General features: G+C 70.5%; 22 protein-coding genes. 15 read left to right on the top strand and 7 right to left on the bottom strand.

Annotated features, from left to right (window positions below; genetic code table 11):
- Positions 1-34: 34 nt before the first annotated feature.
- Complete coding sequence (locus tag J4Z35_RS09760; RefSeq protein WP_006946553.1) at positions 35-688, bottom strand: heme-copper oxidase subunit III; 654 nt, start codon at positions 686-688, stop codon at positions 35-37.
- A gap of 246 nt (positions 689-934) precedes the next feature.
- Here J4Z35_RS09760 and trpD point away from each other — a divergent pair, with 246 nt between their 5' ends.
- Positions 935-2,020: an anthranilate phosphoribosyltransferase gene (gene trpD, locus J4Z35_RS09755; RefSeq protein ID WP_006946543.1), complete on the top strand. Its 1,086-nt coding sequence runs from the start codon at positions 935-937 to the stop codon at positions 2,018-2,020.
- Positions 2,017-2,298, top strand: coding sequence for an Lrp/AsnC ligand binding domain-containing protein (locus tag J4Z35_RS09750; RefSeq protein ID WP_074039153.1), 282 nt, complete (start codon positions 2,017-2,019; stop codon positions 2,296-2,298). The genes trpD and J4Z35_RS09750 overlap by 4 nt, the downstream gene beginning before the upstream one ends.
- Here J4Z35_RS09750 and J4Z35_RS09745 read toward each other — a convergent pair.
- Complete coding sequence (locus J4Z35_RS09745; RefSeq protein WP_062258765.1) at positions 2,247-4,073, bottom strand: DEDD exonuclease domain-containing protein; 1,827 nt, start codon at positions 4,071-4,073, stop codon at positions 2,247-2,249. The genes J4Z35_RS09750 and J4Z35_RS09745 overlap by 52 nt on opposite strands.
- Positions 4,074-4,405: 332 nt before the next feature.
- Here J4Z35_RS09745 and J4Z35_RS09740 point away from each other — a divergent pair, with 332 nt between their 5' ends.
- On the top strand, positions 4,406-4,573 hold the full coding sequence (locus tag J4Z35_RS09740) for a hypothetical protein (protein WP_006946593.1): 168 nt from the start codon (positions 4,406-4,408) through the stop codon (positions 4,571-4,573).
- Between the two features lie 20 nt (positions 4,574-4,593).
- Positions 4,594-5,448, top strand: coding sequence for a hypothetical protein (locus tag J4Z35_RS09735; protein WP_006946609.1), 855 nt, complete (start codon positions 4,594-4,596; stop codon positions 5,446-5,448).
- A gap of 35 nt (positions 5,449-5,483) precedes the next feature.
- Here J4Z35_RS09735 and J4Z35_RS09730 read toward each other — a convergent pair whose 3' ends face one another.
- Positions 5,484-7,289, bottom strand: a complete 1,806-nt coding sequence (locus J4Z35_RS09730) for an AMP-dependent synthetase/ligase (RefSeq protein ID WP_074039154.1) — start codon at positions 7,287-7,289, stop codon at positions 5,484-5,486.
- Positions 7,290-7,396: 107 nt separating this feature from the next.
- Here J4Z35_RS09730 and J4Z35_RS09725 point away from each other — a divergent pair, with 107 nt between their 5' ends.
- From J4Z35_RS09725 to J4Z35_RS09710, 4 genes are all read left to right on the top strand, one after another.
- Positions 7,397-7,885, top strand: a complete 489-nt coding sequence (locus J4Z35_RS09725) for an SRPBCC family protein (RefSeq protein ID WP_006946556.1) — start codon at positions 7,397-7,399, stop codon at positions 7,883-7,885.
- A 121-nt stretch (positions 7,886-8,006) separates the two neighbouring features.
- Positions 8,007-8,972, top strand: a complete 966-nt coding sequence (locus J4Z35_RS09720; protein ID WP_074039155.1) for an ROK family glucokinase — start codon at positions 8,007-8,009, stop codon at positions 8,970-8,972.
- On the top strand, positions 8,969-9,955 hold the full coding sequence (locus J4Z35_RS09715) for an ROK family glucokinase (protein ID WP_074039156.1): 987 nt from the start codon (positions 8,969-8,971) through the stop codon (positions 9,953-9,955). The genes J4Z35_RS09720 and J4Z35_RS09715 overlap by 4 nt, the downstream gene beginning before the upstream one ends.
- Positions 9,952-10,632 carry an endonuclease/exonuclease/phosphatase family protein gene (locus J4Z35_RS09710; RefSeq protein WP_074039157.1) on the top strand — a complete coding sequence of 227 codons (681 nt, stop codon included), beginning with the start codon at positions 9,952-9,954 and terminating at the stop codon, positions 10,630-10,632. The genes J4Z35_RS09715 and J4Z35_RS09710 overlap by 4 nt, the downstream gene beginning before the upstream one ends.
- Positions 10,633-10,703: 71 nt before the next feature.
- On the opposite strand, the gene J4Z35_RS09705 is transcribed toward J4Z35_RS09710, so the two are convergent.
- Positions 10,704-11,264, bottom strand: coding sequence for a hypothetical protein (locus J4Z35_RS09705; RefSeq protein ID WP_006946580.1), 561 nt, complete (start codon positions 11,262-11,264; stop codon positions 10,704-10,706).
- A gap of 175 nt (positions 11,265-11,439) precedes the next feature.
- Here J4Z35_RS09705 and J4Z35_RS09700 point away from each other — a divergent pair, with 175 nt between their 5' ends.
- Entirely contained in the window at positions 11,440-12,471 is a 1,032-nt protein-coding gene (locus J4Z35_RS09700; RefSeq protein ID WP_074039158.1) for a lysophospholipid acyltransferase family protein, read from the top strand.
- Positions 12,472-12,662: 191 nt separating this feature from the next.
- Positions 12,663-14,003: a 3-deoxy-7-phosphoheptulonate synthase class II gene (locus J4Z35_RS09695; RefSeq protein WP_006946641.1), complete on the top strand. Its 1,341-nt coding sequence runs from the start codon at positions 12,663-12,665 to the stop codon at positions 14,001-14,003.
- A gap of 77 nt (positions 14,004-14,080) precedes the next feature.
- On the opposite strand, the gene pknB is transcribed toward J4Z35_RS09695, so the two are convergent.
- Both pknB and J4Z35_RS09685 read right to left on the bottom strand, forming a co-directional pair.
- On the bottom strand, positions 14,081-16,102 hold the full coding sequence (gene pknB / locus J4Z35_RS09690; protein WP_074039159.1) for a Stk1 family PASTA domain-containing Ser/Thr kinase: 2,022 nt from the start codon (positions 16,100-16,102) through the stop codon (positions 14,081-14,083).
- 49 nt (positions 16,103-16,151) lie between these two features.
- Positions 16,152-17,045, bottom strand: a complete 894-nt coding sequence (locus J4Z35_RS09685) for a transglycosylase SLT domain-containing protein (RefSeq protein WP_074039160.1) — start codon at positions 17,043-17,045, stop codon at positions 16,152-16,154.
- A gap of 86 nt (positions 17,046-17,131) precedes the next feature.
- Here J4Z35_RS09685 and J4Z35_RS09680 point away from each other — a divergent pair, with 86 nt between their 5' ends.
- Complete coding sequence (locus tag J4Z35_RS09680; RefSeq protein ID WP_074039161.1) at positions 17,132-17,506, top strand: Rv2175c family DNA-binding protein; 375 nt, start codon at positions 17,132-17,134, stop codon at positions 17,504-17,506.
- A gap of 15 nt (positions 17,507-17,521) precedes the next feature.
- On the opposite strand, the gene J4Z35_RS09675 is transcribed toward J4Z35_RS09680, so the two are convergent.
- On the bottom strand, positions 17,522-18,616 hold the full coding sequence (locus tag J4Z35_RS09675; protein ID WP_074039162.1) for a polyprenyl synthetase family protein: 1,095 nt from the start codon (positions 18,614-18,616) through the stop codon (positions 17,522-17,524).
- A 165-nt stretch (positions 18,617-18,781) separates the two neighbouring features.
- On the opposite strand from J4Z35_RS09675, the gene J4Z35_RS09670 reads away from it, so the two are divergent.
- From J4Z35_RS09670 to dinB, 4 genes are read left to right on the top strand one after another with little or no spacing between them, the layout of a single operon-like run.
- Entirely contained in the window at positions 18,782-19,087 is a 306-nt protein-coding gene (locus J4Z35_RS09670; RefSeq protein WP_136788344.1) for a DUF6504 family protein, read from the top strand.
- A 51-nt stretch (positions 19,088-19,138) separates the two neighbouring features.
- Positions 19,139-19,615: an SAV_6107 family HEPN domain-containing protein gene (locus J4Z35_RS09665; RefSeq protein ID WP_006946864.1), complete on the top strand. Its 477-nt coding sequence runs from the start codon at positions 19,139-19,141 to the stop codon at positions 19,613-19,615.
- 3 nt (positions 19,616-19,618) lie between these two features.
- Complete coding sequence (gene dnaE / locus J4Z35_RS09660; protein ID WP_074039164.1) at positions 19,619-23,365, top strand: DNA polymerase III subunit alpha; 3,747 nt, start codon at positions 19,619-19,621, stop codon at positions 23,363-23,365.
- Entirely contained in the window at positions 23,362-24,510 is a 1,149-nt protein-coding gene (gene dinB, locus J4Z35_RS09655) for a DNA polymerase IV (RefSeq protein ID WP_074039165.1), read from the top strand. The genes dnaE and dinB overlap by 4 nt, the downstream gene beginning before the upstream one ends.
- The last annotated feature ends 12 nt before the right edge of the window (positions 24,511-24,522 follow it).

The following is a 24,522-nucleotide window of genomic DNA, read 5'->3' as shown; positions in this document are numbered from 1 at the left end:
GTCAGGGTTCGGGTTCTGCTAGTGGTGTCGCGCATCACTTGAGGAGGTAGATGGCAGCGAACAACGCGATCCACACGACGTCCACGAAGTGCCAGTAGTAGGACGTCACGATCGCGCCCGTGGCCTGGTGGTGGCTGTAGGTGCGCGAGGTGAACGTGCGTCCGATGATGAGCAGGAACGCGAGAAGGCCACAGGTCACGTGGATGCCATGGAAGCCGGTCGTGATGTAGAACATCGAGCCGTAGGCGTCGCTGTCGAGGGAGATGCCCTCCTCGTGCAGCGTGGCGTACTCCATGATCTGGCCGGAGACGAAGATCGCGCCGAACAGGTAGGTGAGGGAGTACCACTCACGCATTCCCCACTTGCCGACCTCGAGCAGCTTGCCCGTGCGGTGGGGGATGCCGTGCTCCGCCTTGAACACGCCGAGCTGGCACCACACGGACGAGATCACGAGGATCGTCGTGTTGATGGCCGCCAGCGTCACGTTCAGGTGCGACGTGCGTTCGTGCCACAGGTCGCCTGCCACGGAGCGGATCGTGAAATACATCGCGAACAATCCGGCAAAGAACATGAGTTCGCTCCCGAGCCACACCATCGTGCCTACGGCAGTCAGGTTGGGTCGGGTCGCCGGTGCGTGCCCGGCGGGGATGCCGTGTTCGCTCGTCTGAGCTGTAGTTGCGGTCGCCACCCGGACATTATGTCCTGCCCTGGCAGCGATCATGACAGCGGCCCCCCAATTGGACACATATTCGTTATCTGCTCTGTGTGCTCGCTGGGTGTTGAAGGGTGTTCTTCCTGTGTGTGTTGACGCGGTTGCAACCCCGCACGTCAGCGCCTAGCACGGTGACGCGGGACGTCGGTGGACGCGCCTGTCGCACGGTCACGGCGCCGCTTAGGGTGGTGGTACGACGAACGACGTGCAAGGAGATCCGTCATGAAGTGGCCGAGCCTCGTGGCCCAGCTCATGCGTGGGGAGGACCTGACGCCAGAGCAGACCCACGCCGCGATGACGGCCGTGATGAACGGGGAGGTCGCCCCCGTTCCGCTCGCGGCGTTCCTCGTCGCACTGCACAGCAAGGGCGAGACGGTGGAGGAGCTGCGGGGGCTCGCCGACGTCATGGTCGAGCACGCCCGGCCGTTCAGGCTCGACGTGCCGGCCCTCGACATCGTCGGCACGGGCGGCGACATGGCACACACCGTCAACATCTCGACGATGGCCGCGCTCGTGTGCGCCGGTGCCGGGGTCAAGGTGGCCAAGCACGGCAACCGAGCCAGCTCGAGCTCGACCGGGACGGCTGACGTTCTCGAAGCGCTCGGGGTCGACCTGAGCGCGGACGTCGACGAGCTGCAGCAAGACGTGACGCATGCCCCGATGACGTTCCTGTTCGCCCAGAGCTTCCACCCCGCCATGCGGCACGCCGCCGCGACGCGGCGGGAGCTCGCCGTCCCGACCGCGTTCAACTTCCTCGGCCCCCTGACCAATCCGGCGCGCCCAGCCATCGCTGCTGTGGGTTGCGCGAACCGTAGGATGGCACCGGTCATGGCTGGCGTCTTCGCGCAACGCGGCGCCGATGCGGCGGTCTTCCGGGGTGACGACGGCCTCGACGAGCTCACCCTGGCGACGACGTCGAGCCTGTGGTGGGTGCACGACGGCGAGGTCATCGAAGAGAGCATCTCGCCCGAGCAGGTCGGGCTGTCGCCAGCCCCGATCGAGGCGCTGCGCGGCGGAGACGCGTCGTTCAACGCTCAGGTCGTCCGTGACGTCCTCGCCGGGAAGCGCGGGCCCGTGCGCGACGCCGTCCTGCTTAACGCCGGCGCGGCTCTCGCACTCGTCGCCCAGTACGAGCGCGGCAGCCTCTTCGGTGGCGCGGACGACCTCGCGTCCGGCATCCGTGCGGGCATGACGCGCGCTGCCGAGGCCGTCGATTCCAGCGCCGCGCAACGCACCCTCGACGTCTGGATCCACGGTTCGAGTGCCGTAGACGCCGATTCCGAGCCCCTCATGAAGGAGACCCGATGATCACCGCCATCGTCCTCATCAAGGCGGACGTCGCACGCATCCCCGAGGTGGCCCAGCACGTCGCCGACGTGCCCGGGGTGATGGAGGTCTACTCGGTGACCGGAGGCGTCGACCTCATCGCGATGGTGCGCGTCACGGCGTACGAGCAACTCGCCGAGGTGATCTCCGGAAGCATCAACAAGGTCGACGGCGTGCTCGAGACCGACACGCACCTGGCCTTTCGCACCTACTCCCAACGCGATCTCGACGCGGGGTTCGATCTGGGGCTCGACGACTGACGGGTCGTCGCCCGCCCCTGTCCGGGATGCGCGAGCACGCCGGATTCGACGGCTGCCGCTTCGTGCGCGCGGCGGACGACGGGATCGAGATCGTCGAGGTAGCGTGTCGCGGCATCCCGCGGGCTGACCCACGGCGCGTCCGTCTCGACGATGCGGGTGCCTGCGCGCGCGATCCAGCGCAGGAGCACCTCCGTCTCCTCCTCAAGCGCTGCGGAACGGTGTGCAGGCGGGGTCGCGACGGCCTCGGCCGTCGCCCGCAAGGCCTCGATCGTCAGCCGTGGATCCTGACCGGGTCGTGAGGCACCGCTCGCCGCGAGCCGACCGTGTCGGATGACGGCGAACTCCCAGCCGCCGCCCCGACGTGGCCGTGCCGCCATGAGATGCGGATTGTTGACGATGGGTGCCCGGCGCTGGTGACGGTCGAGCCCACGCAGGAGCTCGATGAGGGCGTCGCGCCCAGCGCGGGCCTCCTCGAAGCGTTCCTGCCCCGCGAGGCGGGCCAGGCGCGCCTCGACGTCATTGACGATGGACCCGGGCTCGTTGAGCAGTTCCTGCCTCAACCTCGACACGAGGTCGAGGTAATCGCGCTGGGTGATGCCTCCGATACAGGGCGCATCGCACCGATCCATCTCCGCCAGGACGCACGCCGTGCCGCCCTTGGCGCGGATGGGCGTGGTGCACTGGCGAATGCGGCGGACGTCGTGCACCGCATCGCGGGCGAGCCGCGCGGCGACCATCGTGCGGAACGGGCCGAGGTACGTCGCCTCGTCGGCTCGCTGCTCGCGCACGACGGACAGGCGCGGGAACTTCTCGTCGGTGATCTTGAGCCATGCGATCTTCTCCGGCCGGCTCGAGCGTCGGTTGAACCGTGGCCGATGCTCGGCGATGAGCCGGATCTCACGCACGTGTGCCTCGAGCGCCGTCGCGCAGGGGATGGGCGTCACGCGGGCGGCGAGATCGACCATGAGCCCCATCTCGCGACGCTTCTCCGACGCGGTGAAGTACGAACGCACGCGGGTGCGGAGGTTGCCGGACGTGCCGACGTACAGCGGCTTTCCGTCCTCGTTCTCGAAGACGTAGACGCCGGGCTCGGCGGGCAGGCCGTCGGCCAGGGTGGCCTTGCGGCGCCGCGCCGCCGGCACCTTCGCGCTGAAGGAGAGCAGTTCCTCACGCGAGGTGACGCCGAGACTGCCGGCTCGCGAGAGCAGGGCGTGCAGGACGTCGACGGTGGCCTGGGCGTCAGCGAGGGCGCGGTGATTCGGGTTGACACTTGCGCCGAAGTGGGCCGCGAGCGTGCCGAGGCGGTGATTGCGGACCTCGTCGCGCGGCACGAGGGCGCGGGCGAGCTTGACCGTGTCGACGACCGCAGGAGCGGGCCACGGGACCTCGAGATCCCGTGCGGCCGCCGTGAGGAAGCCGACGTCGAAGGGTGCGTTGTGGGCGACGAGGACGGCGTCGGGCCCGAGGAACTCGAAGAATGCGGGCAGCACCGATGCCAGCTTCGGCGCGTCGTGCACCATCGCCGTCGTGATGCCGGTGAGCCGCTGGATCTGCGGTGGGATCGCGCAGCCGGGGTCGACGAGGGTGGCGAACTCGCCGAGCACCTCGCCGCCACGGACCTTGACGGCGCCGATCTCCGTGATGCCCTGCGCGCCCGGGCGACCCCCGGCGGTCTCGAGGTCGACGATGACGAAGGTGACGTCGTGCAACGGGGTGCCGAGATCGTCGAGGCAGCCCTGCACCGCGGTCGGATTCGTCTGCGTGTTCGTCACCATGTCGCGAACGCTAGACGGCGGTGGTGACAACCCCCGGATGAGGCGGTGGCCGGTGCCTTTCAAGGGGGTGGGGACGGGCAGGCGGCGCGGCGGGGACGAGGCGCGCCGCGACGGGCGGTCGCGGAGGTCGGACGCGGGCGATCTTCGACCGCGACGAACGTGTCGATGACCCCCGAATCGCCCGGGACGGCGGGGTTGTCGGTGCTCGAACCTAGCGTGCGAAACACATCGAGACCCGTTGGGGAATCGACCGATCAGCGCTTCGAGGAGGCGTCATGCTCATCACCTGTGATTCGTGCCCGGCACGAGGTCGTGCGTGCGACACGTGCGTCATGAAGACGTTCCTGGACATGCCCGCCGTCACCAGCGGCCCCGTCTGGGAGGAGGAGGACCACCGTGTTCTCGACATGCTCTGCAGCGCCGGTCTCGTCGGTGATGAGGACGCGGCGTCAGCGCTGCTGGAGAGCGCTCCGTTCGCCGGTCTGCGCGCCGCCGTGTGAGAACCTCCTACGCTTGCGCCATGCTGTCGAGACGCCACTTCGTCCTGGGAGGCGTCATCGCGCCCGCGGGGGCGATCCTGGGGCTCGCAGGGTGCGAGCGCCGACCCGGGGGCACGTCGTCGTCAGCCGAGGCAAGTGGCGGAACCGATGGCGGGGTCTCCAGCCTCACGATCGACACCGTCCTCGGGCGCGTGGTGCTGCGGTTGCCGAACGCGCTCGACGAAGGCGCGTCCTCGCCATCAGGGGCCGGGGACGATGCCTCGGCGCAGTGGCGCGCGCGCGTCGAGGCGGCCGCGCACCGGATCGCTGAGGTGTGGGGCACCACGCGGCCGGCGGGTCTCGAAGGTGATCTGCGGGTGACGCTCTGCCGGGACGACGCGGAGTTCGCGGCGAGTGCCGACGGGTTGGACGCCGACACCGCGGGCGTCACCACGAGGCAGGGTGTGTTCCTCGCGCCCTCTGTCGCCTCGTCGCTGACGGAGGGCGGCCGCCGGGTCGTTCTCGCGCACGAGCTGACGCATCTGTGGCTCGGGCAGTTCGGCGCGGACGCGACGCAGTGGTGGCTGAAGGAGGGAGCCGCCGAGTGGACGGCCGCACCTCTCGTGTCGGTGCCTGAACGCAGCCGCTGGCCGACGCTCGCCCAAGCGGCGCCGCAGAAGAAGATCGGGGATTCACCGCCCCCGCAGGAGCAGGTGGGCACCGAGCTCGGATACGAATGGGCGCACGCCTACGTCACGTATCTCGCCGATGGTGCAGGCACCGCACGGGTCGTCGCCCTAGTGCGCGCCCGACCGCGTGACGCGACCGCAGGCGCGGCGCCACTCGTCGCGGGTCGAGAGAGCTTCACCACCTGGCTGTCAGGTCGGCTCCGGTGAGGGGTGACGACGGCGACGAGGCGGCGTGAGCTGTCTCAGGTGCGGGGAGAGGAGTAGATCGAGTCGATGACGTCGGCGTAGTCGTCGAGCACGACGTTGCGCTTGACCTTGAGCGACGGCGTCAGGTGCCCGGATTCCTGAGTCAGAGGCGTGGTCAGCACCCGGAAGGCGCGGATCGACTCGGCGCGGGAGACGAGGGTGTTGGCCTGGTCGACGGCCTTCTGCAGTTCGTCGAGTACCCGCTGATCCTGTGCTGCGTCTGCGGGGTCCAGGTCGGTGATGCCGTGCGCGCTCGCCCAGCCGGGCAGCATCTCCTCGTCGAGGCACAGCAGCGCCGCGATGAACGGTTTGGCGTCGCCCACGACGACGGCTTCTGCGATGAGGGGGTGCGAGCGCAGGGAATCCTCCAGCTTGGCGGGGCTGACGTTCTTGCCGCCCGCCGTCACGAGGATGTCCTTCTTGCGCCCCGTGATCGTCAGGTAGCCGTCGGCGTCCAGTTCACCGAGGTCGCCGGTGCGGAACCAGCCGTCGATCTTCGCCTCGTCGGTGGCCTCGGGGTTGTGCAAGTACTCGCGGAAGACGTTGATGCCCTTGACGAGGATCTCGCCGTCGTCGTCGATCCGCAGGCCGACGCCGGGGCAGGCGGGGCCGACGGTGCCGATGCGCAGCGCCTTCGGCGGGTTGACGCAGGCGGGAGCCGTCGTCTCGGTGAGTCCGTATCCCTCGAGAACGGGCAGGCCGATGCCGTTGTAGAAGTGCGCCAACCGGGCCGACAGGGGAGCGCCCCCGGAGATGGAGTAGCGCAGATGACCGCCGAACGCCGAGCGCAGCTTCGCGTAGACCAGTCGATCGAACACGGTGTGCTTGACGCGCAGGGTGAGCGGCGCGCGGCGTCCGGCGTTCGTCGCCTCGCTGTAGGCGATCGCGGTGTCGGCGGCGGCGGCGAAGATCTTGCCGCGGCCGTCGCCCTGCGCGCGCTGCTCGGCGGAGTTGTAGACCTTCTCGAACACGCGCGGCACGCCGAGCAGGTACGACGGCGCGTACGTGCCGAGGTCGTCGACGAGCGTCCCGATCGTCGTGTGGGCGAGGCGTGTGCGTGAGGCGATCGCGACGAACTGGATGAGGCGGGCGAAGACGTGGGCGAGCGGCAGGAACAGCAGGGTGCCGTTGTTCTCCTCACCGCCGTTGACGAGGTCGTCCATCAGCGCGAGGCAGTTCTGCGACAACGACACGAAGTTGCCGTGCGTCAGCACGCATCCCTTCGGCAGGCCGGTCGTGCCCGAGGTGTAGATGATCGTTGCGACGTGGTCGGCGTCGACGGCGTCGCGGCGCGCACGCATCTGCGCGTCACTGACCTCCGGGGCACCCTCGAGCAGTTCGTCGAGGTGGCCGGCGTCGATCTGCCAGACGTCGCGCAGATGGGGGCAGCGCTCGCGTACCTGCGAGACGGTGAGCGCCATCTCCTGGTTCTCGACGACGACGGCGACGGCCTCGGAATCGGCGAGGATCCAGGCGACCTGGTCGCTCGAGGACGTCTCGTAGATCGGCACGACGACAGCGCCGCACGTCAGCAGCGCGAGGTCGGTGAGCGTCCACTCGTAGCGGGTCGTGCTCATGAGCGCGACGCGGTCACCCGCTTCGACGCCCGCCGCCATGAACCCCTTGGCGAGCGTCTCGACCTGCGCGAGGAATTCCTCGTGTGTCACCCCGGCCCACGTCGCGCCCTCACGCCGGGCGTAACCGATGCCTCGCGGATCCTCGGACGCGTTGCGCACCACGATGTGCGGAAGCGCGAGCTCCTCGTCGAACGGCACGAGCAGCTTCGTGCTCACTTCACGCATTGCGGATCCTCGCTGGGTCGGTACTGGGTCGGTGGCGGCGGTCGGTGAGGCCCGTCGTCATGCGTACCTTACGACCCTGCCGCCGCTCGGCGCATACCCTCGGTGTCATGACGACGAACAGCGACGCCCTCAGCGAGGGCCGCATCCGGATCGAGGCGAGCTGCGCTCGGGTGCTCGACGTGGTGCTCGACCTGCCGGCCTACCCGCAGTGGTCGAAGGACGTCGCGCGAGCCGTCGTGCTGAGTCGAACGCCCTCCGGCGACGTCGACCAGGCACAGCTGACGTTCGCCTCCGGCCCGTTCAAGGACGTCGTGACGCTCGCGTACACGGTGGCTCGTCGCGCCGACCGCGCACGGGTGGCGTGGCAACTCGTCGAGGCGCAGCACATCGAGGCGATGCAAGGCCACTACGACCTGCGTGCTGACGGCGACGCCACCGACGTCGCGTATGCCCTGCACGCACGGCCCGGCTTTCCGCTGCACACGGCGTTGCGCCGGAAGGTCGAGACGCAGATCATCACCGCGGCCCTCGATGCGTTGAAGGCGCACGCCGAGGCGCCGGATCTCGATCACGGTGGGGCGAACGCCACCGCCTGAGGCGCCGCATGTACGGCCCCGCCACCGGGGCGCCACCCGATTTGGGCTCGGCGCCCCGCCCCGTCAGGATGATCGTGACGGCCCATGCGCCGTCGCCGTCCGCGAGCAGTGAGGAACGAGCGTGACACTCAGCATCGGCATCGACATCGGTGGAACGAAGATCGCCGGGGGCCTCGTCGACTCCGGCGGCACCATCGTGCGCCGCGCGCGCCGCGACACGCCCGCGCAGGAGCCCGACGCCATCGTGGCCGCCACCGTCGAACTCATCGACGAGCTGGGCGCCGCGGCGCGTGCCGAGGGCGTCGAGGCGCCCAAGGTGGGGGTCGCGTGCGCCGGATACATCGACAAGCAGGGCGCGAACGTCCTGTTCGCCCCCAACATCGCCTGGCGGCACGAGCCGCTGCGCGCACGCCTCGAAGAAGCGACGGGGCACGCCGTCGTCATCGAGAACGACGCGAACGCGGCCGCCTACGGCGAGTTCCTCCACGGTGGCGGCGCGGACGTCGACGACATGGTCATGGTGACGCTGGGCACCGGTGTCGGCGGCGGCATCGTCCTCGACGGCGAACTCATGCGCGGCAGCCACGGCATCGCCGCCGAGATCGGGCACATGCGTGTCGTGCCGGGCGGTCACCTGTGCGGTTGCGGCAATCGCGGTTGTTTCGAGGTGTACGCCTCCGGGTCCGCGCTCGTGCGTGAGGCGCGCGATCTCGTTGCTTCGGGCGCGACCGAGGCCGCGCGGCTTCGCGAAGCCTGCGCGGGCGATCCGGAGGCGTTGCGCGGCGCGCACGTCACGGCAGCGGCACAAGAGGGCGACGCGGCAGCCCTGGCGCTGCTGAGCAAGATCGGCCGTTGGGTCGGCGAGGGCTGCGCGTCACTCGCGGCCGTGCTCGACCCGGCCGTTTTCGTCATCGGCGGGGGGCTCGCGGAGGCGGGCGACCTCGTCCTGGAATCGGCTCGCATCCACTTCGCCGACGAGCTGACGGGCGGCGGGCACCGTCCGTCGCCGCGTTTCGTCGTCGCACAACTGGGCAACGACGCCGGCGTCATCGGCGCCGCAGCGCTCGCAGAGAGGGGGCGTGCATGAGTCTCGCCATCGGAATCGACATCGGCGGCACGAAGGTCGCGGGCGGCCTCGTCGACGAGCGCGGCACCGTCATCGCGCGCGCTCGCCGCGACACGCCGCACCGCTCGACGAAGGCCGCCGTCGTCGAGGACCTACTCGTCAGCGTCGTCGATGAACTGCAGGATGCCGCCGAACGCGACGACCTCGGCGAGGTCAGCGCCATCGGCATCGGCGCGGCGGGATTCGTCGGCGCCGACCGCTCGACCGTCGTCTTCGCGCCGCATCTGTCGTGGCGCAACGAGCCGTTGCGCGAGAACCTGCGCGCCCGTTGCGCGTTCCCCGTCTTCGTCGACAACGACGCCAACACCGCGTGCTGGGCGGAGTGGCGTTTCGGCGCGGTGGCGGGGGAGAGCCACGTCATCATGGTCAACCTCGGCACCGGCATCGGCGGCGCGATCCTCGTCGACGGGGTGATGCAGCGCGGCCGGTACGGCATCGCGGGCGAGTTCGGCCACATGCAGGTCGTGCCCGGCGGCATCCGTTGTGAGTGCGGCAACCGCGGCTGCTGGGAGCAGTACGCCAGCGGTAACGCGCTCGTGCGCGAGGCGCGCTCGCTGCTCGCGGCGCAGTCGCCGATGGCGCACGACATCGAGGCCGAGATCGGCGGCGACCTGACGAAGCTGACCGGGCCCATGATCACCCAGGCCGCGGCTGCAGGGGACGCGACGGCGGCCGAACTGCTCGCCGAGATCGGTTCGTGGCTCGGCACCGGCCTCGCGAACCTCGCGAGTGCGTTCGACCCGGGCGCGTTCGTCATCGGCGGCGGCGTGTCGGCAGCCGGCGAGATGCTGTTGAAGCCGGCGCGCGAGGCCTTCCGCAAGCAGCTGCCGGGGCGCGGGTACCGCCCGGAGGCACGAATCGTGCAGGCGCAGCTCGGCAACGAGGCCGGGCTCATCGGCGCGGCCGACCTGGCGCGCAGCGCCGTCGAGGAGGACATCGCATGACCACCCGTCTCATGTCGTACAACGTGCGCGGCCTCAAGGACGACCGTGCGGCCCTGCTGCGCGTCATCCGGCACGCCGCGCCCGACGTGCTGTGCCTGCAGGAGATGCCGCGCCATCCGTTCTCCGACCATCGCATCGCCGAGTTCGCCGAATCCGTCGGGCTCGTGTGGGGCGGCGGCAACCGTCACCGCATGAGCACCGCGATCGTGACGGCGCCGCGCCTCGACGTCGCCGCGAGCGGCCACGGCCTCTACACCGTGCCGCGTCCGCAGGAGCCGCGCGGTTACGCATGGGCCGAGGTGTGCCTGCCCGGCGAGGCGAAGTGGCTCGCGATCAGCACGCATCTGTCGCTCTACAGCTCGATGCGCGCCGGGCACGCGCGTGAGCTCATCGCCGACCCGAACCTGCCGGGCGACGTGCCGTGGGCGATCGCCGGCGACTTCAACGAGCTCGAGAACGGGCCCGCGGGGCGGGAGTTCAAGGCACACGGGCTCGTCGACGCGGGGCCGCGCATCAACACGTTCAACGCCGCCGAACCGCACAAGCGCATCGACTTTGTCTACGCCTCGCCGTCGCTGACGCTGGAGACGGTCGACATGAGCGCCGTGGAACACGACATGACGGTCGCGACCGATCACCGCCCGCTCGTCGTCGACGTCACGGTGACGTCGAACTGACGACCGACTGACGTCCGCTGGGAGGGCCCGGGGGATCGGACGAGGCCGCTCGGGCCGGCAGTCGTAGAGGCTCAGACGCGGGCGCCGTCGTCGTCATCGTCGTGCTCGTCGCGGTTCTTCGGCTGCCTCGCGACGGCGAGGGCGAAGCCGCCGACGAGCAGCCCCGCCGCGACGAGCCACCACAGCGTGGCCGCCTCACGATCGAACAGGGTGAGGTACAGCAGCCACACCGGCCCGAGGACGAAGCAGGCGAGCATGATGACGCTCGCCGGGTCACCGGTCTCGAACGGTGCGGGCTCAGGCGGGACGAAGGGTTCCTCGTCCAGGTCATCGAGATCGTCGTGGTCGTGTTGACCTGCAGCGCTCTCAGCCTGCCCGTGAGGCGGCGGCGTCATCACCCATGGCTGCTCGTCCGGCATGCGCCACTGCGGCCGGAAGCCGGGTACAGGACCGTCGTCGGCCGGGGCCGGCGAGGCGGGCGTCATGGGCGTGGTCTCGTCGGATGTGGGCTCGAAGAGATCCCGGTGGGCGCCGCGGCGCGTCGCGGATTCCGACGCTGCGTCGAGGTCGAGATGCCGGGTGATCTGGGCGAACTCGGCGTCCCAGTCGCGGTCGCGGGGCTCGGTGCTCATCGCAGCGCCTCGCCGATGCGCGAGGTGGCCCGCCCGGGCGCGGACGTCGGTGGGCAGGTGCGGGGCCGGGTTCGCATGTGCTCATCCTGGCACGCTGCGTCGCCGTGGCGGCATGTGCAGGCCGGTGTGACCCAGTAGAGTGAAGCCGTCCTGCACCCCGAGAGGAAGACTTCCCGTGCTCTACTGGCTTCTCAAGAGGGTTCTCGTCGGGCCTGCGCTTCGAACGGTCTTCCGCCCGACGGTCGAGGGCCTCGAGCACATTCCCGACGCCGGCCCGGCGATCCTGGCGATCAACCACCTCTCCTATTCGGACTGGCTGTTCGTCCCGCTCGTCGTCGAACGCCGCGTCACGTTCGTCGCGAAGTCGGAGTACTTCACGACGCCCGGCGTCAAGGGGCGTCTGCAGAAGGGCTTCTTCTCCGGCACGGGTCAGGTGCCGATCGATCGCACGAGCGGTTCCGCCGCGGCCGGTGCGCTCGCGACCGGCAAGCGCATCCTCGCCGCCGGTGAGCTGTTCGGCATCTTCCCCGAGGGCACGCGCTCGCCCGACGGCCGTCTCTACAAGGGCAAGACCGGTATCGCGCGTCTCGCGCTCGAGAGTGGCGTGCCCGTCATCCCGGTCGCCGTCATGGACACCGACACCGTCGCACCTCCCGGCGAGAAGTTCGGCCGTTACGCGCAGCCGCACGTGCGCTTCGGCGCGCCGCTCGACTTCTCGCGCTTCGACGGCATGGGCTCCGACCGTTTCGTGCTGCGCTCCATCACCGACGAGATCATGTATGAACTGATGCTGCTGTCCGGCCAGGAGTACGTTGATGAGTACGCCGCGTCGCGCAAGAAGTCGGTCGGCGAGCGTGCCCGCTCCCTCGGTGAGGGCGCCGTGCAGGTGGCCAAGGAGATCCAGGGCAGCGCCACCGCGGCCCTCGAAGACGCTGCCGCCCGCCTGCCGCGCAAGGGCTCGGACAAGGACGGCAAGGACATCAAGAACAACGACGCGCCCGCCGGCGAGGCAGCCGACGTCACGGCCGACGTCGAGGACATCGCGGTCCACGACGCCGCTCATGACGCCCCGGCTCATGACGCCTTCACGATCGATGACGGCGAGACGTCCGTGTCCGTCGAGCGTGTCGAATCTGTCGAGCGCGTCGAATCCATCACGACCGACGGCACCGACGGCGACGCGCACGGCGCTCGCGACGCCGGCTGACGATCGCCGACGCTGTACCGGGCGTCGCCCTGGGCTCTCGGGCCGGGGCGTCGACCTGGCATCGCCGCCCGCGAGTCCGGCTCGCACGTCGCCCGTGATGTCTCACAGTCAGGGCCGATGTGCGCCATCGTGCTTCGACGCCTAGGCTCGCTCGGGTGAGTACCACGCCCGAAACGCAGAACACCCCGTCCGTGCCCACGCGTCCCGTGGGTCTCGAGTGGCCGCAGTTGCCTGCCAAGCAGCAGCCGTCGTGGCCGGATGACGGTTCGTTGGAGCGCGTGCGCGAGACGTTGGCCACCTATCCGCCGCTCGTCTTCGCGGGCGAGTGCGACGATCTGCGCACCCGCCTCGCTGCAGCGTCGCGCGGTGAGGCGTTCGTCCTGCAGGGCGGTGACTGCGCCGAGATGTTCGCCTCGGCGACGGCCGACAACATCCGTGACCGCGTCAAGACGATCCTGCAGATGGCTGCGGTGCTGACGTACGGCGCGAGCACGCCCGTCGTGAAGCTCGGCCGCATCGCCGGGCAGTTCGCCAAGCCGCGCTCGAAGGACACCGAGACGCGCGGCGACGTCACTCTGCCTGCCTACCGCGGTGACATGGTCAACGATTTCGCGTTCACGCCCGAGGCGCGTCGCCCCGACCCCGAGCGACTGCTGCAGGCCTACAACACGAGTGCGGCGACGCTCAACCTCGTGCGCGCGTTCACCCAGGGCGGTTTCGCCGACCTGCGCAACGTCCACGACTGGAACAAGGGCTTCATCGCCAACGCCGCCAACGCGCGCTACGAGAAGACGGCGAAGGACATCGACCGCGCGATGCGGTTCATGGCCGCCTGCGGGGTCGACTTCGACGCCCTGCGCGCCGTCGACTTCTTCTCGAGCCACGAGGCGCTGCTGCTCGACTACGAGCGTCCGCTGACGCGCGTCGACTCGCGTTCGGGCCGCCCGTACGCGACGTCCGGGCACATGCTGTGGGTCGGTGAGCGCACGCGCGAGATCGACGGTGCGCACATCGACTTCGTCTCCCGCGTGTCGAACCCGGTGGGCATGAAGGTCGGGCCGAAGGCCGACCCGGACGACCTGCTGCGCATCATCGACAAGATCGACCCCGAGCGTGAGCCCGGCCGTCTGACGTTCATCACGCGCATGGGCGCGGGCACGATCCGTGAGGCGCTGCCGCCCATCGTCGAGCGACTCAAGGCCGAGGGCGCGGCGCCGGTGTGGATCACCGACCCGATGCACGGCAACACGTTCGAATCCGCGAGCGGTTTCAAGACGCGTCGTCTCGACGACATCGTCGACGAGGTGCGCGGCTTCTTCGAGGTTCACGAGGCGGCGGGCACCGTCCCGGGTGGCCTGCACGTCGAGCTGACGGGCAACGACGTGACCGAGTGCCTCGGCGGCAGCGTCGAGGTGCGTGACGAGGATCTGGAGAGCCGGTACGAGTCGGCCTGCGACCCGCGTCTCAACCACCAGCAGAGCCTCGAACTGGCCTACCTCGTCGCGGAGATGCTGAGCGCTCGCGCGCAGTGACGTCCGTGTCGAACTGACGACGATGCCCGCTCGCCTCATGGTGGGCGGGCATCGTCGTATGTTCCGATGGTGCGCCGTCAGAAGCTCAGGGTGACGCTGCTCCCCTTGGGGGTGCGCGAGCCGCCCGACGGGGTCTGCGAGCTGACGGTGGAGCTGAGCAGCTCGTCGAGCCAGGACGCCCCGTCGACGTGGAAGCCCGCGTCCTCGAGGCGAGAACGGGCCTCGGCGGCCTTCATTCCGGTGACGTCGGGCACGTCGGCCATCTCGACGCCCTTCGAGACGCGCAGCGTGATCGTGTCACCCGTCTTCACCTGGGTTCCGCTCGTCGGGTCGGTGCCGATGACCGAGCCGGAAGGGACGTCGGGGGAGAACTCCTCGCGCGTCGTGACCGTCAGGCCGCGCTCCTGCAGCGTCGTCGTCGCGTTCTCCTGCGCCTGCTTCGCCACGTCGGGCAGGTGGAACTCCTCCGGCCCCGAGCTGACGACGAGGGTGACGGTGGTGTCGTGACGGATGTGGGCGCCCGCCGCGGGAGAGACCGACAGTACCGTTCCCGCCTCACGGACGTCGTGCCGTTCGGTGTGCGTCACGTGGCCAAAACCCTCACTCTTGAGTTTGGCTTCAGCCTTGTCGCGCTGCAGGCCGGCCACGGCGGGGACGTCGACCATCCTCGGTCCGTTGCTCACGACGAGGGTGACGTCGGTGCCGCGACGATGGCTCGAGCCCTGCTCGGGTGAGGTCGAGATGACGCGGCCGGCCGGGACGGAGTCGGAATCAGCCAGCGTGACGCGCGTGTCGAATCCGGCGGAACGGAGGGTCGAAATGGCCTCACCCTGAGGTCGAGCTTTTACCTCGGGGATGTCGGTCGACGTCAGCGGCCCCACCGTCAGGGCGAGCGCGAGGCCGCCGGCAGCGATCGCCGTCGCGGCTGCGGCGACCCACGGCCAGCGACGACGACGGCGCGGGCCGCCCGCGGGTGTCGCGCCGAGCGTCTGGGTGGTCGTCGCCGGGATGACGTGCGTGTGGGCAGGGCGCAGCGCCGCGTTCCGGCCTTCGTCAGCACCCTGTGGGCCGGTCGGGGCCCCGGTCGGCCTGCCGCCGTCCTGGCCGGTGGCTGGGATGGCACCAGGAGCGATCGTGCCCTCGACGCGATAGGCCTCCGGCGAGGCGGCCGGCACGTCGAGCTGGGCGGTTGGCACGGTGACGTGGGCGGCCGGCGGGGCGGGGTGCCCCAGGGCCTCGGGCGTCAGCCGGGCGCGCGCGGCGTGCAGTTCGTGGGCGGAGGCGGTGGCGTCGGCCGGACGATCGGCGGGCATCTTGCTCGTCGCGCGGGTGAACCAGGCGTCGAGGGGGGCCAGGGACGCGTCAGCGCTCGAGGGTGGATGCGGCGCTTCGTGGACGTGGCGGTAGGCGACCTGGACGGGGGAGTCGCCATCGAACGAGCGACGTCCCGTCAACATCTCGGCGAGGACGAGGGCGGAGGCGTAGACGTCGCCGCGCGGACCGGAGTGGCCGAATCGGACGGGTTCCACCTGCTCGGGCGCGAGGTAGGAGGCGGTGCCGATGAGCATCTCGTTGTCGGCGCTCACGGACGAGCGCGCCGACGAGACGGCGCGCGCCAGACCGAAATCGGCGATCTTCACGACCCCGCGCGAGCTGATGAGGATGTTCTCGGGCTTGATGTCGCGGTGGACGAGGCCCGCGTGATGGGCGGCGCCGAGCCCGTCGAGCACCTGCTCGAACAGTGCGAGCAGCTCGCCGGTGGGGCGTCCGCCACGGTTGATGACGTCGCGCATCGTGACGCCGTCGACGAGTTCCATCGCGAGGAACACGACGTCACCGTCGCGCCCCTGGTCGTGGACGGCGACGACGTGCGGGTGGCTGAGCCGTGCGGCGGCGCGCGCCTCGCGCTGGAAGCGGGTGACGAAGGCGGGGTCGCGTGCGAGGTCGGCGCGCAGCACCTTGAACGCGACGTCGCGCTCGAGGCGTGTGTCGTGCGCGACGTAGACGCGCCCCATCCCGCCGTCGGCCAGGTGGCTTCTCACCTGATAGCGGCGTTCGATCAGCTGCCCGATGAGGGGGTCGGCTTGGATCGGCTCCACGAGCGCAGTCTAGGCGGCTCCGCGTGTGCGTCGGCTGTGCACGCCCGTGTCAGGAGAAGCGTTTCATGTGGGTATTGACGCTCGCGACGTACCGGCGGGTGTCGGGGTACATGCCGTGCGCGCGCACTGCTCCAAGACCTTGGTAGTAGGCGGCGATGGCCTCGTTCTGATCGTGCGCGTGCTCGGTGAGGAAGCGCAGCGTCACGATGCCTGCGGTGATGTTGTCCTGCGTGTCGAGCAGGTCGAGGTGGCGATGCACGATGGAGCCGGCCCACTGCCCGGTCGTGGGCATGACCTGCATCGTGCCGAGGGCGTCGCAGACCGAGACTGCGCTCTGCCGGTGACCCGATTCCTGCCAGCCGATCGCGAGGGCGAGCTTCGGGCTGACGCCGTAGCGCTTCGCGGTCGAGGTGATCATCGCGCGGATCTGCGCCTGCCCGGGCAGGTCGGCCGCGGCGAGCTGTCGGCGGTGGCGGTCACCGGAGGCGACGAGGGACGCCGGATAGCCGCGCGCCGCCGCTGTCCCGGCGTAGCGGACGACGTGCTTCGGCTTCGGGGCGTGCGTCGAGGGGCCCGGGTGCGGCGTGGCTGCGGGTTTCGTTGCCGAGCGGGTGGGCTTCGTTGCCGGGTGGGGTGACGGCGTGTGCGCGGCGGAGGTAGCGACGGGGACGCGCAGCGTCGTGCCGGGGAGCAGGCGGCGCACCTCGATGCCGGGATTCGCCTTGACGATGGCGGCGACGCTGGAGTGCATGCGTCGCGCGATGCCGTAGACGGTGTCGCCGGCGCGCACGCGCGTCGTCGCCATCCTGCGCACCGGCTTCTTCGCGGCGTTCGCGCGGTGTGACGTCGGTGTCTCGGCGTGCGACTGCGGGCCGCGCAGCTGGTGGTGCACGGGCTGGGCGGCGCTGTGGACGGCGACGGGCAGGGCGAGAAGGGCGGGCATGTGTCCACGCTAGGTCGCGGCTGTGACGTTTTGGTGGAGGCGCGCTCGACGTGCGCCGATGAGAGAGTCTCTGGCACCCTGTGAGGGTGAATGACGCAACCGCACCTGACCTCGAGACCCTCGTCGGCGACTGGCTGACCGTGCCCGACCTCGCCGAGGAGCTCGGCATGTCGCTGCGCCAGGTGCGTCAGATGATCGCCGACCGCGAGATCATCGCGAGCCGCGTCGGGGAACGCAACGTCGTCGCGGTGCCGGCCGCCTTCATCCAGGGCGGCGGCGTGCTCGCCTCGCTCATGGGCACCGTCACGGTGCTCAACGACGGCGGGTTCGACGACGACGAGGCCATCCGCTGGCTGTGCACGCCGGACGAGACCCTCCCGATCGACGGGGCACCGATCGACATGCTGCGCGCGGGCCGCAAGGCCGAGGTGCGCAAGCGCGCCATGGAGGACGCGTTCTGATCGCGAGCTGCCGCGTCAGAACGTGCGGGCCGTCGTCGACTCGATGAACGCCTCCAGCGCGGCGTAGGCGTCGGCCGGCACCTGGCTGCGCACGCCGTCCAACGCCGCGCGGGCGCGCTGAGCGCCCTCGGCGATGCGCGCTTCGACGGCGTCGACGGCCCCTGATTCGCGAGCGAGCACGCGAATGCGTTCGACCTCGTCCTCGCGCAGGTCGTCGTGGCCGAAACGCTCGGCGAAGAACGTGCCGACCTCCGGCTCGTCACCGGCGGCGTCGAGCAGGTGAGCGACGAGGACGGTGCGCTTGCCCTCGCGCAGGTCGTCGCCGGCGGGCTTGCCCGTCTGGGCCGGGTCGCCGAAGACGCCGAGCAGGTCGTCACGCAGCTGGTAGGCCTCACCGAGCGCGAGACCGTACTGCGACAGGGCCTGCGTGACGTCGGGGGAGGCGCCCGCGCTCGCCGCACCGATGAGCAGGGGGTGCTCCATCGTGTACTTGGCGCTCTTGAAACGGATGACGCGCAGCGCACGCGCGATGCGCTCGGGCGTGCCCATCGTCGCCCAGGGCGTCGAGGCCTCGAGGACGTCGAGGAACTGACCGCCCATGAGCTGCGTGCGCATGAGGTCGAAGACGGCGCGGCCGCGCGCGACCTCGTCGGCGGGCAGGCCGCTCGTCGCGTACATCTCGTCGGCCCACGTCAGGCACAGGTCGCCGGCCAGGATGGCGCCGGCCTCGCCGAAGCGGTCGGCGTCACCGTCGAGACCGCGGCTGCGGTGCGCGGCGGCCATCGCCCGGTGCGCGGCGGGCATGCCGCGTCGGGTGTCGCTCGCGTCCATGACGTCGTCGTGCAGCAACGCGGCGGCCTGGAACAGCTCCATCGACGCGGCGCAGCGCACGAGGGCGTCGCTGTCGGCTCCACCGGCGGCGCGGTAACCCCAGTACAGGAACGACGCACGCACACGCTTGCCTCCGCGCAGGAGGGTGGCGACGGCGTCGAGCATGAGGTCGGTCTGGCCGCCGAGGGGGGCGAGGACGTCGCGCTGATGGCTCACCTCGGCATCGAGGGTCTCCTGCAGTCGTTCGAGCAGGCGCGGCGCATCGAGAGAGTCGGGCACGGTGCGTTTCCTTTTCCAGATCGGCTACCCGTGAGCCTACGCGTAGCGGCGTGGGAACCGCGACCTGACGGGGTTGTCAGACGTCGGTCGTACATTCTTCTCATCGAACAGAAGTTCGATTTTCGTGGGGAGGGCTCTGCCCTCCACCGAGGAGGAGGTCGTGTGATGCGCGAGTACGACGACGTCGTCGCCATGGGGGTCGACGCGTGCGGCAGGCCCGTGGTCTTCGAGTGGCGCGGGCGTCGCTACCGGGTGACGCAGGTGCTCGACACCTGGCGTGAACGGGTGCCGTGGTGGCGTGATCCGGCCCGTCCCACGACACCTGACGAGCAGGGCGCCCCTGACGTCCAGCGCCGGCTCGAGCAACGCACCTGGCGTGTCGAGGCTACGGCCGGGCGCCGCGCCTCGAGCGGGGTCTTCCACCTCGTGCACCACGGTGAGCGCTGGTCGCTGCGCGCCCTCACCGACTGAGCTCATCGACTGAACCGCCCGTTCCCGCCCCATCGACGAAGGAAGTGCCTCATGACGACCCTGACCACAGCCCCGACCACGTCGACGTCGGTCACCTCGACGAACGCTGCCCCTGCCGTCTGCTCCACCGATCTGCTCGACCTCGTCGCGCGTTCCCACGACACCCTCGTCGAGGCCTGCACCGTCTCGACGAGTTCGCAGCGCTACGTCGCGGCGCATCTCGCGGCGCTGCGCGCCGCTGCTGGGTTGCTCGCGTGGAAGGCGCCGCGCAGCCTCAGCTCCAAGCCGCGCAGTGCGTGGGTGACGCTCGCCCAGCACGCGCCCGAGCTGGGTGAATGGGCGGCGTTCTTCACCGAGAGCGGGCGCCGCAGCCGCGCCGTGAGCGCAGGCATCCTCGTGCCCGCCGCACGAGAGGCCGACGATCTCGTGCGGCAGGCCGAGACGTTCCTGCAGATCGTCCTCGAGCACGCCGGTCTCCCGCCGCTCGCGCCGGTCGGTTCGCGCATGACCCCGGTCCAGGTGAGGTGAACCATGCAGTTCACGCACCTTCGGGTCGCCTCGTCGTACTCGCTGCAGTACGGCACGACCCCACCCGCGACACTCGTCGCCCGCGCCGCCGAGCTCGGGTACGGACGCCTCGCGCTCACCGACCGCGACGGTCTGTACGGCAGCGTCAAGTTCGTCGAGGCGTGCACCGCCGCAGGCCTCGAGCCGATCCTCGGCGTCGACCTCGCGCTGGCGCCCGAGCGCGTGCTGCGGGCGCGTACCCCCGCCAAGGGTGGCCCGGCGCGGGACGAGCGGAGCCCGCGCGTCACCGTCCTCGCCCGCGGTGCGGCGTCGGGGCTCGCGCCGGGGCTGGGGTGGGCCCAGCTGTGCCGTCTCGTCACCGACGCTCATCTGAGCGGTGAGCGCGGCGCGCCCGCCACGAGTCTCGACCGGGTGGCCGCGCACGTCACGCACGAGAGCGAACCGAACCAGCCGGCACTCACGGTGCTCCTCGGCCCGGATTCGGACGTCGGGCAGGCACTCCTGCGCGGTCGTCACGCCGAGGCCGAGGCCCTGGTGCGTCGCTGGCGAACCGCTCTCCCGCACGGCGCGCTCGCCCTCGAGGTGGCCTGCCACGACGGCCCGCCCGAGGCGATGGCCAGTCGGCGTCACGCGACGAACCTGTGGCGCCTCGCCCGTCGGTGCGGCGTGCCCGCCGTGCTGAGCGGCTGGGTGCGTCATGGTGAGGTCGACGAGGCGATCACTGCCGACGTCCTCGACGCGGCGCGCCGTGGGGTGGCGCTCGACCTGCGTCACCTGGATCGCACGAGTGTTCAGGGCCATCTGCGCCCCGAGGCGCAGATGCTGACGCAGGCCGAGGCGCTCGCCGAAGGGCTGGGTGATCTCGGCGCCGCGCTCGAGCTCGTCAGGGCGAGCGACCGGCTGGCGCAGGCGTGCGTCCAGCACCCGTTCCGAGACATCGGCATCGGGGCGGTGCACCTGCCCGAGGTCGAGGTGCTGGGCCTGACGGGCACCGACCCGCAGCGGGTGCTCACCGAGCGCTGTCACGCCGCGGTGAACGGACGCTACCCGCACGCGTCGGAGGCGAAACGGTGCGAGGTGCTGGAGCGGCTCGAGGAGGAGCTCGACGTGGTGCGTCACCTCGGGTATCCGACGTACTTCCTCACCGTCGCGCAGGTCTGCGACCTCATCCGCGACATGGGCGGGCGCGTCGCGGCCCGCGGGTCGGGCGCGGGCAGCCTCATCACCTACCTGCTCGGCATCAGCGGGGTCGACCCCATCGAGCACCGACTGCTCATGGAGCGGTTCTGCACGAGGGCCCGCGCGTCGCTGCCCGACATCGACATCGACGTCGAGTCGGCGCGCCGCACCGAGATCTACGAACGCATCATGGAGCGCTTCGGCGGGGAGCGGGTGACGTGCGTGTCGATGATGGAGACCTACCGGGTGCGCCACGCCATCCGTGACGCCGGTGCCGCGCTCGGGATGGTGCCGGCCGACGTCGACGTCATCGCGAAGGCCTTCCCGCACGTCGCGGCCCGTGACGTGCGGCATGCGATCGAGGAGCTGCCCGAGCTGCGGGCGCGCGGGCTCGCCGAACCGGAGCTCGACCGGCTGTTCGACCTCGTCGAGCGCCTCGACGGGCTGCCGCGGCACATCGCGCTGCATCCGTGCGGGGTGATCCTGTCGAACGCCGGGCTGGCGCAGCGCACGCCGATGGAGGCGAGCTGGCTCGGTTTCCCGATGAGTCAGTTCGACAAGGACGACGTCGAGACGCTGGGGCTGCTCAAGCTCGACGTGCTCGGCATCCGCATGCAGTCGGCCATGGCCCACGCCGTCGCCGAGATCGAACGCGTCGAGGGTGCCGTCGTCGACCTCGACGACCCCGAGTGCGTGCCGTTCGACGACGAGGCCACCTTCGAGCTCATCCGCACGACGCGCACCCTGGGGTGCTTCCAGATCGAGTCGCCCGGGCAGCGGGAACTCATCGGCAAGTTCGGGCCGCAGCGTTTCGAAGACCTCATCATCGACATCTCGCTGTTCCGCCCCGGGCCGGTCAAGAGCGACATGATCACCCCGTTCCTGCGCGCGCGGCAGGGGTGGGCGCCGCCCGAGTACCTGCACGAGAGTCTGCGCCCGGCACTGGAGGAGACGATGGGTGTCGTCGTCTTCCACGAACAGGTGCTGCGCATCTTCGCGCAGACGACCGGCATCACGCTGGCGCAGGCCGACGAGGTGCGACGGGCGATGGGCTCGAGCACCGGGCAGGAGAAGATCGAACTGTGGTGGCGCGAGGCCGCGCAGCACCGCGGCTACACGAGCGCGGAACGCGACCGCATCTGGGAGGTGCTCGCCGCGTTCGCCTCATTCGGTTTCTGCAAGGCTCACGCCGCCGCGTTTGCCGTCCCCACCTATCAGTCGGCGTGGTTGAAGACCCATCACCTCGCCGCGTTCGTCGCCGGCGTGCTCACCCACGACCCGGGGATGTACCCCAAGCGACTCATCCTCGCCGACGTGCGGACGTTCGGCGTGCCCGTGCTGGGCGTCGACATCAACGCCTCGCGCCGCGAGTACCGCGTCGAGCGCGTGCCGGGCGAGGGCAGCGAGGACGACCATCTCGGGTTGCGCATCGGTTTCCTCGACGTCAGGGGTATGAGCGAGCGCGAGATGACGTCACTCGTGGAGGGCCAGCCCTACACGAGCCTGACGGACGTGTGGCGCCGGGCGGGTCTGAGCCGGCCCGTCGTCGAGCGGTTGCTGCTCGTCGGCGCCTTCGACGCACTGCACGGCACCGGACGACCCGGCGTATGCGGCGCACCGACGCGGCGAGATCTGCTGCTCGAGCTCGACGACCTCGAACGGTTGGATCGGCACGCCTCGGCGCGTCTGACGCGTGGCGCTCGCCGTCGCATGATCAGTTCGGCCCCGGGCGTGGGCGCGTCTGTGAACGCGGACGGGGCCGCAGGAACGGTGATGGCTTTCGACAGCGTCGAGGCGGCGCGTCGTCAGGCGCAGGGGCGACGGCCGCACGAGCGGTACGAGACGCAGGGCTCGCAGCTGGCCTTCGACATGCTCGACGACGGTGAGGCGGTGAGCAGTGGCCTGCCCGAGTTCACCCCGGCCGAGAAGGTGCGGGCCGAGCTCGACATCCTCGGGTTGGACGTCAGCGGGCACGTCATGCAGTTCTACGCGCCTCTCGTGCGGGCGTTGGGCGTCAGCCGGGCCTGTGACCTCGCGTCGCTGCACGGCGGCGAGACGGTGTGGTGCGCCGGCATCAAGGTCGCCACGCAGACACCGCCGGTGCGTTCGGGGCGACGCGTCATCTTCCTCACCGTCGACGACGGTACGGGCCCGGCCGACGCGACGTTCTTCGAGGACGTCCAGGGCCCCTACGCCGACACGGTCTTCCACGCGTGGATGCTCCTCGTGCGGGGCGTCGTGCGCCGCACCGGCCCGCGTGGGGTCTCGATCCGCGCGACGGGGGCATGGGATCTGGCGCAGGCGTGGAAGGCGTGGGAGCACGACGGCGAGGCCGGGGTCCACCGTCTCGTCGAGGAGAGCGAGCGGCGCGGGGCGGAGCGCTCGGTCGGGGCCGCGCGCGGGCGGCGTCAGCTCGTGCACGCGTCGGGGTTCGCGCAGTCGCCGTACACCGACATCAAACCGGCGGGGGAGGCGCTTCGTGCCTCGCGCGCCGAACTGCCCGGCGAGGGTGAGGCTCCGTCACACCTGTGGCACGCGAGCCCGGGAAGCTCAGGAGGATGGAAACGATGATCCTGCACGTCGACATGGACGCCTTCTACGCCTCGGCGTCGCTCATCGAGCGCCCCGAACTCGTGGGCACCCCCGTCATCGTCGGGGGTGCGGGTCGCGGGGTGGTGCTGTCCGCCACGTACGAGGCGCGACGGTTCGGAGTGAATTCCGGCATGCCCATGGGGCGCGCGCGCAGGCTGTGCCCGCAGGCGGTGGTGCTGCCACCCGACGCCGAGCTGTACTCGCGCATCTCGGGAGCCGTCATGCACCTGTTCGCTCAGGTGACGCCGCTCGTCGAACCCATCTCGCTCGACGAGGCGTTCCTCGACGTGAGCGGGGTGGCACCGACGCCGGGTCAGGCGGTTGCGCTCGGGCACCAGCTGCGTGACGCCGTCGCGGACGAGCAGATGATCACGTGCTCGGTCGGCATCGCGCCGGTCAAGTTCGTCGCCAAGCTGGCCTCGACGCACGCGAAACCTGACGGGCTGCTCCTCGTCGAGCGCCACGAGACCCTCGACTTCCTCCACCCGCTGCCCGTCGAGGCGCTGTGGGGCGTGGGTGAGACGACGAAGGAGAAACTGCATCGCCTCGGGCTGCGCACTGTCGGCGATGTCGCACACCTGCCCGAACGCACGCTCGTGCGCGCCCTCGGGCAGAGCGCGGGCGTCACCCTGCACCGCCTCGCCTGGGGGCATGACGAGCGCCGCGTCGTCCCGCACGAACCCGAGCGCAGCATCGGTTCGGACGAGACGTTTCCCGCCGACCTCGACGACGCCGTCGAGATCAAGCGCGAGCTGCTCAAGCTGAGCGATCGGGTGGCGGCGCGGATGCGGGCGGCGCAGGTCGCGGGTCGGACGGTCGTGCTCAAGGTGAGGTTCTCGGACTTCACGACGATCACGCGCTCGCGCACGCTGCCCGAGCACACCGACGTCAGCCGCGAGATCTACGGCGTCGCAGCGCAATTGTTCGACGCGCTCGCCCTGCAACGCGCGCGGGTGCGGCTCGTCGGGGTGCGGGTGCAGGGGTTGAAGGACGTACGCCAGACGTCGCGGCAGATCCGGCTCGGGGAGCGTGAGAACGGATGGCGGGAGGCGGATCGGGCGATCGATCGGGCGAGCGCGCGGTTCGGGGCAGGCATCGTGCGCCCGGCGAGCCTCGTCGGATGAGCGGGCACGGGC

It is taken from the genome of Dermacoccus sp. NHGro5, from assembly GCF_017565385.1.
Classification (GTDB): Bacteria; Actinomycetota; Actinomycetes; order Actinomycetales; family Dermatophilaceae; genus Dermacoccus; species Dermacoccus nishinomiyaensis.
The sequence above is the reverse complement of the archived record's forward strand: the minus strand, read 5'-3'. Positions and strand labels throughout refer to the sequence as shown.